At 64.9% G+C, this 13001-nt stretch carries 9 protein-coding genes, 2 tRNA genes and 1 pseudogene; 6 read left to right on the top strand and 6 right to left on the bottom strand.

The features are described from left to right. Positions 1-144: 144 nt before the first annotated feature. The 3 genes from E1264_RS31105 to E1264_RS31095 form a co-directional block, all read right to left on the bottom strand. On the bottom strand, positions 145-1107 hold the full coding sequence (locus E1264_RS31105) for a glycerophosphodiester phosphodiesterase family protein (protein ID WP_243711270.1): 963 nt from the start codon (positions 1105-1107) through the stop codon (positions 145-147). Between the two features lie 222 nt (positions 1108-1329). Next, positions 1330-3105, bottom strand: a complete 1776-nt coding sequence (locus E1264_RS46040) for an adenylate/guanylate cyclase domain-containing protein (RefSeq protein WP_279491656.1) — start codon at positions 3103-3105, stop codon at positions 1330-1332. A 108-nt stretch (positions 3106-3213) separates the two neighbouring features. Next, complete coding sequence (locus E1264_RS31095; RefSeq protein ID WP_132179073.1) at positions 3214-4638, bottom strand: amino acid permease; 1425 nt, start codon at positions 4636-4638, stop codon at positions 3214-3216. Between the two features lie 270 nt (positions 4639-4908). Here E1264_RS31095 and E1264_RS31090 point away from each other — a divergent pair. The 5 genes and pseudogenes from E1264_RS31090 to E1264_RS31070 all read left to right on the top strand — a co-directional run bounded on the left by E1264_RS31090 (position 4909) and on the right by E1264_RS31070 (position 7340). Beyond that, positions 4909-4983: transfer RNA gene (locus E1264_RS31090), tRNA-Asp, on the top strand. A gap of 24 nt (positions 4984-5007) precedes the next feature. After that, positions 5008-5081: transfer RNA gene (locus E1264_RS31085), tRNA-Phe, on the top strand. Positions 5082-5203: 122 nt separating this feature from the next. Further along, positions 5204-5573, top strand: a pseudogene (locus E1264_RS31080) (type II toxin-antitoxin system RelE/ParE family toxin). Continuing rightward, positions 5570-5899, top strand: a complete 330-nt coding sequence (locus tag E1264_RS31075) for a helix-turn-helix domain-containing protein (protein ID WP_132179071.1) — start codon at positions 5570-5572, stop codon at positions 5897-5899. Before E1264_RS31080 ends, E1264_RS31075 begins: the two are co-directional and overlap by 4 nt. Before the next feature lie 343 nt (positions 5900-6242). After that, on the top strand, positions 6243-7340 hold the full coding sequence (locus E1264_RS31070) for a DUF4365 domain-containing protein (protein WP_207936480.1): 1098 nt from the start codon (positions 6243-6245) through the stop codon (positions 7338-7340). Between the two features lie 601 nt (positions 7341-7941). Here E1264_RS31070 and E1264_RS31065 read toward each other — a convergent pair. Together E1264_RS31065 and E1264_RS31060 are read right to left on the bottom strand one after the other, a co-directional pair. Further along, positions 7942-8265, bottom strand: a complete 324-nt coding sequence (locus E1264_RS31065; protein ID WP_132179069.1) for a hypothetical protein — start codon at positions 8263-8265, stop codon at positions 7942-7944. Between the two features lie 581 nt (positions 8266-8846). After that, positions 8847-9665: a class I SAM-dependent methyltransferase gene (locus E1264_RS31060; protein WP_132179067.1), complete on the bottom strand. Its 819-nt coding sequence runs from the start codon at positions 9663-9665 to the stop codon at positions 8847-8849. A gap of 2084 nt (positions 9666-11749) precedes the next feature. Between E1264_RS31060 and E1264_RS31050 the strand changes: the two genes are divergently transcribed. Further along, positions 11750-12151: a hypothetical protein gene (locus tag E1264_RS31050; RefSeq protein ID WP_132179063.1), complete on the top strand. Its 402-nt coding sequence runs from the start codon at positions 11750-11752 to the stop codon at positions 12149-12151. Between the two features lie 196 nt (positions 12152-12347). On the opposite strand, the gene E1264_RS31045 is transcribed toward E1264_RS31050, so the two are convergent. Beyond that, on the bottom strand, positions 12348-13001 hold a 654-nt coding region (locus E1264_RS31045), incomplete at its 5' end, for a hypothetical protein (RefSeq protein WP_207936478.1).

The following is a 13001-nucleotide window of genomic DNA, read 5'->3' as shown; positions in this document are numbered from 1 at the left end:
GTCCAGGCACCGCTGAGGCGCCCCAGAACATGCGACGCTCGGCAGCCGCCTTCGACCCAGGCGCCCTTGACCCCGGGATCTCGAAGGCGGCCGATTCAGCCGGGTAGGTGGTCTGGTCGGATCAGGCGGCGGATAGGCGGGGGGCTAGGCGGCGGAGCGGGTGGAGGCGGTGGTCTCGGTCAGGACGCGGCGGAGCACGTCCGGCTTGTTGGTGATGACGCCGTCCACGCCGAGCTGGACGGCCTTCTTCATGTCGCCGCTGTCGTCGACCGTCCAGGTGAGCACGTCCATGCGGGACGCGTGCACCTGCTTCACATAGGACGCGGTCAGATCGCGGAACGTCGGATTGATCTGGTCGGCGTACGAGGCCAGCCCGGGCAGCTCGCCGGCCTTCGGCGTGCCGAGCAGCCCGATCGGGACGTTCGGCAGCACCGAGTGGAAGCGGCGCATCGACTCCCAGTCGAACGACTGGACCGCGAGGCGGCGCTCCGCCGGGTCGGGCTCCAGCCAGGACGGCGACCTCTTCAGGGCCGTGGCGACGCGCTTCTCGATGCCCGGGTACAGGTTCGGGCTCTTGATCTCCACCAGGAGCCCGAGGCCCTTGTCGCGCATGGCGCTCAGCGTCTGGTCGAGCGTCGGGACGCGTTCGCCCTTGTACTTCGTCCCGAACCAGGATCCGGCGTCCAGCTTCTGGATCTCGGCGAGGGTGAAGTCGGAGACCTTCCAGGGCGCGCGGCCGGGGTACAGCTGCTCCACGTTCGTCGTCCGGGCGAGCGTGGTGTCGTGCATGATCACGAGCTTGTGGTCCTTGGACTCCTGGACGTCGAGCTCGAACACGTCGGCACGCTGCGACACCGCCAGTTTGAACGCCGCGAGCGTGTTCTCCGGCGCGTAGGCGGACGCGCCGCGATGCGCGACATTCGTGACATCGGCGGCGCGGGCGGCAGCGGCCGTACCATGCGCGGTGCCCGCCCACGGGTGGGGTTCCGGTCCGCCGGACCGCGAGGACGAGCCAGGCCCGGCGCCCGCGGCAGCGGGCATCACCGGGACGATGATCGCCGTCGAAGCGGTGACGGCGACGAGCGCGAGACGATTCCGTCGGTTCATCTTCACCTCTCGGGAGCCATTCGGGAGCCGGGTCCGGCCGGTCTAGCCGAGCCTTGCCACGCCTGCCCGCGGTCCTGCCGCCCGGTGTTGCCGCGCGGTCTTGCCGCTCCCAACCCTCGGGCCGTCCGGTGACACGAGCGTTACGGGCCGGTAGCAGACCGTGTACTGCCGGGGACGATACGCATCGTCGCGCACCCTGCACGGCCGCTGACACGACTTTGATCAGAAATGGACGGCGCCGCCCGGGCCCGGTTCCGGCTGGTCGGGCTTGGCGTCCGTCCGCGCGCCCTTGGCCGCCCTCGACAGGATCAGCGCCCCGAGCAGAAGCTTCCGGCTGCGCCGCAACGGTCGCAGAAAACGGACACGGCGGATGAACGCCCTGCCCGCCAACGTCCCCGTCAGCGTCCCGGCAGGCGTCCCCGCGGGCGTCTCCGCAGGCGTCCCTGCCGCCGCCCCGTCCAGCCCGAAGGCCCCGGGCCGTCCCGCCGACAAAGCCAGCGACAGCCGCGACGCTGGCACACGCGGCGTGCCCAACCGCGTCGGACGGCTCCGGCCGCGCAGCGTCACCGTCCCCCCGAGGTCCCACTCCTCAGCCTCGTCGAGATGCGCCAGCTCCAGGACGGTCGTCGAGGCCAGCACCTTCCCCGGCGTCCCCTTCGCCAGGTCGCTGAGCCGGGCCGCCTCGTTCACCGGATCGCCGATCACCGTGTACTCGAACCGCTCCTTCGCGCCGATGTATCCGGCGACGACCTCTCCCGCGGAGACGCCGATCCCCGCGTCCAGCATCGGCACCTCGGCGCGCAGCCGCCGCGCCAGCTCCCGGGCGGTGCCGAGCGCCGCGCCCGCCGAGTCCTCCAGCTGCGTCGGCGCCCCGAAGATCGCGAGCGCCGCGTCGCCCTCGAACTTGTTGATCCAGCCGCCGTGCCCCGCCACCACCGTCACCACGACGCCGAAGAACCGGTTCAGCAGCCCGACGACCTCGTCCGGGCTCCGCGTGTCCGCCAGCCGCGTCGACCCGGTGAGATCGACGAACAGCACGGCCACCTCGCGGGTCTCGCCGCCGAGCGTGATGTCGCCGTGCTCCAGCGCCAGGTCGGCGACCTCCTCCCCCACGTGCCGTCCGAACAGGTCGCGCAGCCGTTCATGCTCGCGGAGCCCGGCCACCATGTGGTTGAAACCGGCCTGCAACTGCCCGACCTCGCTCGCGTCGTACACGTCGACCTCCGCGCCGAGGTCGCCCCGCTCCACCTGCGCCATGCCCTTCCGGACGGCCCGGATCGGATCGGCGATCGCCTGTGTCGCCATATAGGTGACATAGACACCGGCGACGAGCGAGGCACCACCCAGCCCCAAGATCGTTATGGCGAGCTGGGTGACGTTGATGTCCGGCGCGGCCAGCGCGGCGACGGCGACGCAGATCAGCCCGAACACCGGGATCGCCGTCCCCAGCGCCCACGCGAGCATGACCCGCGTCGTCACTCCCGGCAGCCGGGTCCTTCTCGGCCGTTCCGCCGCCAGCACCAGCGCCGCCGCCGGACGCAGCAACCGCTCCGACAACAGATAGACGATCGTGCAGGTCGTGGCGGCGCCCAACAAGCACGTCAGGCTCGTCTTCACCGCCAGCCGCCCCGTGAACAGCACAAGGTCGAGCACCGCCCACCCCAACGCACCGACCACCCACAACGCGCCAATAAGAAGCGTCAACCGCAACGGGCCCAGAAGCACCGCGCGCCGTTGTTGCCGATCGGGCGTCCCCCCGTCCCGTACCAACGAAACAACGGGCCGCCACAGCCACAACCCCAGGAACAACGCCACCGGCACCGCGACCACCGGATAGCTGAAGAACGCCACCGCGTTCACGAGATGGGCGTAGTCGCGGTCCTCCAGCGGCGGATCCGGGACCACGAACGTCGCGAACAGCAGCACGACCACCGAGCCGACCGCGTTGGCGACGCCGACCACCACGAGCAGGACCCAGCGCACGCGGATCTCGAGCATGCTCGTCACGTGCGCCTCCGGAGGGATGGAACCGCCCACAGGGATCATCCCACGCCACGAAACGTCCCGGCGGCCGGGGCCATGGCACCCGCCGCCGGCACGTCCCACTCAGGCGCTGGTGCTCTCCACCTCCACGGCGACCTTCACACCGGTGGCGTCCTGCGAGGCACGCCGCACGAACGGCCAGCCGACCACGACCACCAGGGCCCACGCCGCCATCACGTACAGGGCGATCCGCGTGTCGGCCTCCCAGGCGATCGTCACCGTGACGAAAACGAAGAACGCCAGCACGGCCCAGTTGCTGAACGGCGCCCACGGCATCCGGTAGGACGACGTCTTCAACGCCCCCGCCTTGGCCTTCCGGCGGTAGATCATGTGCGACACCACGATGACGGTCCACACCGCCAGCGCGCCGCCGGTCGACACCGACGTGATGTACTCGAACGCCTTCTCCGGCACCACCGCGTTGACCACGACCCCGATGCCCATCACCAGCGCGGAGATAACAACGGTCAGCACGGGCACGCCCCGCCCGTTCAGCCGCGACAGGATCCGCGGCCCGTCACCGTTCACGCCGGCCGTCCGCAGCATCCGGGACGTCGAATACAGCCCGCCCGCGTTGCAGGACGACAGCGCCGCCGTCAGCACCACGAAGTTCACGATGTCCGCGCCGCCCGGAATGCCGATCTTGTCGAACGCCAGCACGAACGGGCTCGCGCCGCCCTTGAACGCCGTCCAGGGCACCACCGCGAGGATGACCAGCAGCGACCCGAGGTAGAACAGCGCGAACCGCAGCGGCAGAGCATTGATCGCCCGCGGAATGTTCTTCTCGGGATCCTTGGCCTCGCTCGCCGTCACACCCACCAGCTCGACGCCCAGATAGGCGAACATCACCATCTGCAACGTCATGATCGTCGCGCTGTATCCCTCGGGGAACACACCCCCGTGATCCCACAGGTTCCCGACCGCCGCCGTCTCCCCGGCGTCGCTGAACCCGAAGGCCAACACCCCGATCCCCACCATGATCATCATCACGATCGCCGCGACTTTGATCATGGCGAACCAGAACTCCAGCTCACCGAACAGCTTCACCGAGATCAGGTTCACCACGAACAGGATCAGCAGCGCCACCAGCGCCGTCTGCCACTGCTCGACCCCGGGCCACCACTTCTGGATGTAGGTCCCGGCCGCGGTCAGCTCCGCCATGCCGGTCGTGACCCAGATGATCCAGTACGTCCAGGTCGTGGCGTACCCCCAGAACGGACCGAGGAACTCCCGGGCATACCCCGCGAACCCTCCCTCCGTCCGCCGGTACGTCAGCAGCTCACCGAGCGCGCGCATGACGAAGAACAACGCCAGCCCCGCGACGGCATACGTCAGGATCAGGCTCGGCCCGGCCTTGGCGATGTTCTCCCCGGCCCCGAGGAACAGCCCGGTACCGATCGTCCCGCCGATCGCCAGCATCTGGATCTGGCGCGTCCCCAACCCTCGCTGATAGCTCTCCGCGCCCTGGTCCGGGAGCTTTGCGACCACGCGGCCTCCCTCACATCTCAGGGCCGCCCCACCCGGAGCGGCGCCACCCTCCGGTCACGCACCGCTGCGCAACCCGGACAGACTAGGAGCCCCGGGCGCATAACACGAAACACACCTGACAACCGGTATCGCCCCGGTATCTCTCCGTGACGACCTTCCCCCCTCAACCCACCGTTAACGAGTTGGCGACCACCTCGGGCATCGCGTATGCTCTCGGACGTCGCCAAGCGTCAAAGCGCCCCTCCGAAGCCGCTAAGCTCGGAGCAGCAAGGTCCTGTGGAGCAGTTAGGAGTGCTCGCCACCCTGTCAAGGTGGAGGCCGCGGGTTCAAATCCCGTCAGGACCGCCCAGACGTGCACCAGCACGTCCCGGGCAGGTAGCTCAGTCGGTACGAGCGTCCGCCTGAAAAGCGGAAGGTCGGCGGTTCGACCCCGCCCCTGCCCACACTTTGACCAGCAAGAACGCCCCGGAGCCATGCGGCCCGGGGCGCTGTTCTGACGGCAACCCACGTCCTAAAGAAGCGGACGGTCAGTCACCTGGTATGAGCCAGAGGTTATATTGGTGAGGTGCCGTGGGACGTCATACTCCTCGAACCGGTCGAGAGCTGGTTCCTCAAGCTGTGTGAATCCGAGGTGGATACCGCAGCCTTGATCGAGCAAGCCATCGACAGGCTGGCCGAAGTCGGGCCCACACTGGGACGACCGCTCGTCGACACCCTGGAACACAGCGAGTTGCGCAACCTCAAGGCGGCCCGGCAGCCGAGGACGATCCGAGATCCGCATGCTGTTCGTCTTCGACCCCGATCGTGCCGCAATCTTCCTGGTGGCCGGAGACAAGGCCGGACAGTGGTCACGCTGGTACGACGAGGCGATCCCACTGGCCGAAGCCCGCTACGCCGAGTACCGGGCCGCGAAGGACAAGGAGGCCGGACGATGAGCACCGGACGCCGCTGGCAGGACATCAAAGCCGAAGCACACCGCCGCAACCCCGAACTGGCCGACCCCGAGCGCCAGGCCCGGGCTCGCGCCGAACTGGACGCATACGTCGCCGGCCACCACCTCAAGGAGCTTCGCAAGGCCATCGGCAAGACGCAAGCCGAGGTCGCCCAGATCCTCGGCGTCTCCCAGTCCCGCGTCTCTCAGATCGAGAACGGCGACCTCGAAGCCATGGAACTGGAGACGCTCCGCGCTTACGCCACCGCCCTCGGCGGCCACGTGGACGTCACCGTCAGCGTGGGACCCCACTCGATTAGGGTCGCCTAACACGCTGCCGACAACGTCAATGCACAAGAGTCAGCACGATTAGGCGCCAATGACCGCTCTCCCCAGTGGATCGACTGGCAGCACTGCCCATCAGAGCGGAGGGGCAGCAGTTCGTCACTACCCAAGCCGCCCTCGTGTCCTGCTAGGACACCTCCGGCCGTCAGCAGGCCCGGCGCGCGCTCTGGATGATGGTGCTGGCGACAACCCCATCGTCATGCACATCCCCCTTACACACGTTGGGAGGTCCCTTAGCGACGCCAGCTAAGGAACCTTTGGCCTCGTACACCGCAACATTCACAGCGTGGGCCTGTCTGTGGTCGCGGGTAGAGTCTCTTCGCGATTCGTGAAGGAGAAAAAACAGTTGCCGAAGGTCCCAGCGAGCCGCAGACCAGGGCGTAGCGCTATCAACGCACTTCGCACGTTACTGGAACAGCATGATCATATCGTTCAGGAGATCGATGGCCAGAACGATTTTGGCGAGGACTTGCATGTCACGTTCACCGAGGACGGGCGGGTCACAGGCGATATGATCAAGATCCAGGTCAAGGGTGGACGATCTTGGCGCAGGACGGATGGGTACGGCGTCCCCGTAAGTCACCACGCCGACACATGGACCGACGGTAACGTTCCCGTATTTTGCGTAGTCCACGACCCGGAAAGCAGCACCCTGCACTGGGCCAATGCCACGAAACAACTACTTTTGGCGCGCCGTGAACGGAGAGTACTGACAACCATCCAGATCAATGCCGCAGATCGGCTGGACGATGTATCTCTTGCCGACTTCGTCTCGCAAGCGCGGCGCTACACAAACCGCTACCGAGGCAATCAGGCCCTACGCACTCGGCTTGGCGAAATGGCGGGTGTCGAGTTCGGAGGAACCGATATTGTCATGCACTTCGTCAACCGATGGGGGGAGGACTTGATTTTCTGGCAGCGTCGAGGTGAGGGGTACTCGACGCTGCTCCATAGCGACCTCGATTGGCAGCCACAATGTATCTGGCCGGAGGCACTCCAATTTAACACCACCTTGCGCACTCTCGGCTCCACCCCTACTATCGCGAATGTCATCCTCGACACCGCCGAGGCTTTTTGGCTAGTTGCTTGTTTCGAAGCAACTGGATGGGCACGAGAACCCCTTCCAGGGCGAGATATAGGCGCACGGGATACAGCCGATCGCGGAGAGTACGGCTTCTCCGCTCGGATCGGATCGCCAAGCAATAGACTGACCTCCCAGCGAGAACTAGTTGCGGCTAAGGAACTTATCGCAGGCGACAGAATCTACTGGCTAAGTCGACATTGGAATGAGCGGGGACGACTCGTCTCCGAAGTTTGGGACTCCGTCGATACACCCGGAGCTATCTGCGTCCGCTTCGATCAATTGCTGCTGGGCGATACTTTCTGGCCCGACGAGCCCTTCGCTAGATCCAAACGTAGACTTTAGATGCGGCTCGAATTCATCCCGATCCATACAACCTCCCATCTACCTGTCACGCCGTCCCACTGCTCGCGGAACCTGCACACCCGGAGGGCCGCGGGGGGCATGAGCCGCACGTCGGAACTCTATCGGAACTCTAAAGGACGCTTTGCGGGTCTTGCGAGAAGTCCAGTCCAAGATCCATACAGCTTGAACAACTCCGACTCCTAAGAGGAAACCAGAGCGACTCCGCAGGGCGTCCACGGTCGAGAACCAACATGAGGCTTCGGCGACGTCGTCCAACGGCCCGGTCTCTAGTGGGGGCGGGCCATTCAGTAGTTCGGCGGTGACGTTGACGGTCCCATCGCGAGTGCCGGTGAGGATATGTGCGTTGACGGTGAGCGGCTAACCCAGTTGGCCTGAAGGCTCAGGCATTAGCCTCGGCGCCGTGGTCCTTCGATGGCTACGCGGCCTCGCACTCTGGCCACTCGCAGGCTCCACGCATCCTCTGCTCTCTATATGTCCTCATCCATTCCCTGACCGTCTACGCCCCCCTCTAGCTTGCTAGAGGCACTAGCAGGGTGTGTTACAAATTCGTAAGCGTACGCTCCATCGAGCAAACACGCTCTCAACCGTCATGATGCCGACGCTCATCTCCGGTGTCGAAAAATCGACCTAAATAATCCTCCACATTCAAATCACTCTCCCGAATAAGAGAGAAAACTTCACTCCCGTGACCCGGAGCATCCCCGACGAAGTAGGCTTGGGTCAGGCCAGCAAACGATACGCCATCAAGTATACTCGCATATTCAAGCGCCTCAGACTCTGCCATGGATATTGCATCATCGAAATCTCTCGCCTCCCAGAGGGTGATTCGCTCCTCATAGGTGCCCGCGATCGAATCTCGAAATACACAACGAACACCGAACCAGATTGCCTTATTATCAGTCAAGATCGTCCACACTCACGTTCGCCCGAAGTTCCAGGATCCATACGCCTACGATACGAGGACGAGCCGACATCGTCCCCACGACGATTCATCTGGCGCACCCTCATCGATACGCGAAACCAACCGGTCGACCATGCTCCAGCCCCCAGAGGCTCAAGCCATGAGGCCGCAGGCTGACGACAACAATGACGACAACAACCCCACCCCTGGCTGCCATCGACTTACGTCCAGCACCGTCCGGCCTCGGAAGACACCGTGGCGGCAGGGCGGTCGCTACTTCTGAAAGCGGAAGGTCGGCGGCTCGACCCGCTCCTCCACCCCCACGTCCCTGACCAGCGCTAACACGGTCAGAGGTTCTTCACTCTCCCGGCCCCGAAACGGCCCCAAGCGGATGTACACCGCTCGAACATTTTCTGCCTATCGCCCTGACGGTCGTCGGGCATCCAGCTCGGCCCACCAGACTCCAAGACGTTGCACTCGCGCCCATCCCACGACGAGCTGACTGCGGCTGGGGCGAACATCGCCTCCGAGCGGTCGGCGGCAGGTGAGGGTGTTGTGCGCTCGCGGGGTGGGTCTGTCGTGGTCTATTCCTTGATTGCTTGGAGGGTGTAGCTGGCGGCCAGCCGTTCGGGGTGGCGGGTCAGGCGCCATTCGCCGGTCTGATCTATGGTCATCTGTCCGGGCAGGGCCTGCCAGGGGACGCTGTCGTGCTCGGTCAGGCCGGTCAGCCGCATTCCAGCATCGAGCAGCGCGGTGATGGTCTCGCCGAGGCCGTGGTTCCATTCGTGGGTGAGTCCGTGAGTGAACTCGGTCTCGGTTTCCACGTAGGTCCCGGGCTCGTCGAAGATCAACGGCTCGGTGGTTTCGAAGTAGGGGTAGCGTAGGTAGGGCGGGTCGGTGGTCTCGTCCAGTGCGAACAGCATGGGGTGGCCCTCGCGGATGAACAGGCGGCCGCCCGGTCGCAGCAGGTCGGCGACGACGCGAGCCCATCGCGCCACGTCCGGCAGCCAGATCAGGGCGCCGATCCCGGTGTAGACCAGATCGAAACCCTCGCGGCCGAACACGTCGACGGCGTCGTAGACCTCGGCGTGGCGGAAGTCGATGCTGCTTCCCGTGCCGGTGGCCAGCCGCCGCGCCTGGTGCAGCGCGGCCGAGGAGAAGTCCAGGCCGCTCATCGTGGCACCCAGGCGCGCCAGGGATACGGTGTCGGTGCCGATGTGGCATTGCAGGTGCAGGGCACGCAGCCGGGTCAGATCGCCCAGGCGAGGGCGGTCGAACCGGACGACGCTACTGAGGTGCCCGGGGTCGTTGATGAACCGATCGAATCCGTAGTCGGGGGAAGCGGCATGTGCCGGGGCCCGTTCGTCCCAGTTGGCCCTATTGATCGCCACGTAGTCGTTCACACCAGCACTGTGCCAGCGCACCGGTCCCCTCACCCAGCCAATATTCGCCTGTCCCGCACACAGCCACCCGCTGCCGGCAGCTGCGCGGCACTCGATGCTGATCGGTGCCGCGTGCGCCCTTCTCGGCTACGAGCCCGCGACCCGCGGCATGAGCGTGCAGTGGAGTGAGCGCTGGTCGCGGACCTGTGCGGCTTCTCGTACCGCGACACATCCCCGCCGTCATGGGCGGAGCTGCCGCCGGGAATAACACTCGGCACCTCCAACTGTGCCGAAAGAATCCCTTGTTCATCATTAGGTCATATGATGAGTTCCATAATGGCCCATTGCTCCTGAGGAGAAGAGTCAGTTGCCCTGGCGGCCCACCTTGCCCGGTTTGCCCCATCCTGCCCGTTGCGCAAAGGCTGAGCCGGTCTCGTGACCCACCTGACACGACTGTCTATGTCAAACGCGAGCAACGCACAAATGGCGGGGAGGGCGAGGAACTGGTGCTTGATGGCATTGGGCTGGATGGGAGGCCGCAACAGCCAAGACGTGTAGGTTAATCATTGAGGGGACCAAACCTGGCTTTGCACGGTCCCATACGATCTGGATATTGGGAGGCAGCAAGGAGATGGACGGCTTTCAAAGGTGATCAAGGATCGGTCGAACTCAGAAAAGAAGCGAATTAGAGACGAACTGACTAAGAGATGCCCACAACAGCGAACAGCTCGGTCCTGAGGAGCAGCGGAAGGCGCACCTTTATCGCACTAACTACGTTCCTTAACCTCTGTGTCTGGGCTGCCGTAGCGATTACGGCGCAGCGGTGGGACCGGCTAGATGCGCCGTCCGTAATTCTCCTACTCTTGAGCGGCTTACTGCTCCTGAAGTTCGTGCGCGCAAAAACCCGGCTCAACAACGATGGGCTGACCATCCCACGAACCTGCGGCGTGAGGACCGTCCCATGGGACATCATCGAGAGAATCGATGTGCACCGCGGGCCTTGGGGCCGCCACGTCACCCTGTCCTCACGAGAGGGAAAATCCATTAAGATTCCGGCACCCGGTGATTGGTGGCCGCTTCAGGACTCGAATTTCGACCAGAACCTCGCCATCATCCACGAACGGTGGTCCAGGAACCACTGAGTGCCCCCGCGTTTCCGAACAACTGCTTGATGGTGATCTACGGGCAGACCGATGCCCGGGGTGGCTCGCCGCGTCTTTGGTGTCGTGGCGTGGGCGTAGCGATGCACGGTCTCGGGCATCGTCGCGTGCTGTTCGCGTCGCCTGGCGATCCGTGCGCATTCTCACTCGGCCGGGCCAGTTGTGGAGGCGGTTACCGTCGGCGGAGGAGACGTTGATAGGTCAACCGGGCCGGGGGGACTCGATATCACGGCTATGCGCGGCGTTGTGGCCTCGTTCGGGTGGCCGGCCGACGGCAACCTTGACGGCAATGGGGGTATCAAACCTGCACCACGGGAGTACGTCGAGCACCATCCGACCTCGGTCGACGACCCCTGCTGCAGGGTGGTCGTTGCTCCTGAAAGCCGGAGGTCGACGGTTCGGCTCCGCCCTTGCCCACATCCACGCCTTTGGCCAGCGAACACGGTCGGAGGCGCTCTATTTCGGCCTCGGTACGGACTGTGCACCGCTCCAAGGACTTCCGCCTATCGTGTTGGAGATCGTCCGGTAATCAGCGGCGCCGGACGCTGTCCCATAGCTTCGAGCCGCTGGCCTTGGTGAACGCTGCTCCTCCGAGCGCTCGGTGGGTGTTTGCCGTCCCTGGCAGTGGGGTTAGATATCAATGACTGTGCCTTGTTCGCGAGGCTGTGATCAGCTCATCATGGAGCTCTGCGGCTCGCAGGCGATGAGGAATATTGGTCTTGAGGGTTTCTGATGTGGGTACTCCATTACGACTTTGACAAATACGGCGGCGCATGGATCCAGGCGGTGGAGGCTCGAACCCCAACCCGCTCCGCCGTTCATCGACTGGAGTATCCGGTAGCGGCACGGCCGGGTCTGTTGCCTGGAGGCGACTCAGCTCGAGAGGCTCGCGCGGAGTTGCTGACGGCGGAAGCCAAGCTCGCGGTCCTCCCTGAACCCGTGCGTATGGCGTTCACCCTGGCCGAGACCGCGGATGATGTCGTGAAGGCCGAATCGTCGCGGGAGGCGGGCGGCGCGATCGCGGGTAAGGCGCTGGAGGTGATCGTTCTCGCAATGTTCCAGACGGTCGATCTGGCGGGGATCGCGCCGCTAGTGAAGACGATGAACGACGAGGTCGGCGATAAGACCGCGATCGTGGATCCGGAAGCACTTCAGGAATTGGCAAATGAAATGGAAGGGCCGCATCGAACGGCTGCGCAGAAGCTGTTGGACGGAGTTAAGAAGCTCATCGATGGACTTCGAGAGCCCGAGTCGCCTCCTCCGCCGGAACATAAGGAGCCTGAACCGCTTGAACCCCCTGAACCGCCTGCTCCGCGGCCTCCCGGCCCAGGGTTTGGGTGGCTTTGAATGGACCTTTTCGTCGCTCGTTCTACGGTGGAGCTGAGCGTTCGATCTGCTGCCTCTGGGTCTAGGTGGTTGGGGTGACGGTCGAGGTATTTGCCGTTTCGTTATAGCACGTGGCGTGCGGCGGTCTGTGTGACGGAGAGGGCGGCTGCGGTGTCGAGCACGGTTCGGCGGACGGGGTGGCTCACATCTGGGTTAGTTATTCGGGTGAGGAGCGTAGGTAGGTCATTAGGGTCTTGCCGCGTGGGGAGAGGCGGTAGCCGGTTTCTAGGCTTTCGGTGAGGCCTAGGGCTTTTAGGCGGCGGACGTCGGCTTTGAAGGGGAGTTTGTCGCGGTCGAGGCGTTCCGCCAGGTCCATGGCGCGTAGGCCGGGGTGTTCCTCGATGAGGCGGAGAACTTCGCGGGTCCAGGGGCCGCGACGGCTGCGGGTGTCGATGGTGTCCAAGGTGGCTTTGAGGTCGGCCAGTTCCTGGTCGGTCAGGTCGGCGTTGTTGGCCAGCTCGGATCTGGGGTCGGGGCCGCTGAGATGGAGCATGACGCGGTGGTAGCCGCCCTCCTTGGTGCTCTTGGATAGGGCGGTGAGTAGTGCGGCCCGGTCTTTGAATCCTGAGCGGAGAGCATCCTCTTCGGTGATCTCATCTGGGGTGACGGCCGTGACCGAGTCGATGACGACGATTCCCGCCCAGGTGCGCTGAGTGCTCCCCGCGCGGACGCGGGGCTCGGCCCACACTCGGAACACCCGGTCGATCCGCCCGCCTGCGATCCCCTCAAGGACCTCCCGTCTGAACAGCATCGTTCCCCTCCCGAGTGACGCGTTCGTCCTTCTGTAATCTTCTTCGGAGGTACCTGGGAG

It is taken from the genome of Actinomadura sp. KC216, assembly GCF_004348535.1.
Lineage (GTDB): Bacteria > Actinomycetota > Actinomycetes > Streptosporangiales > Streptosporangiaceae > Spirillospora.
This window is presented reverse-complemented; position numbering and strand designations above follow the sequence as displayed.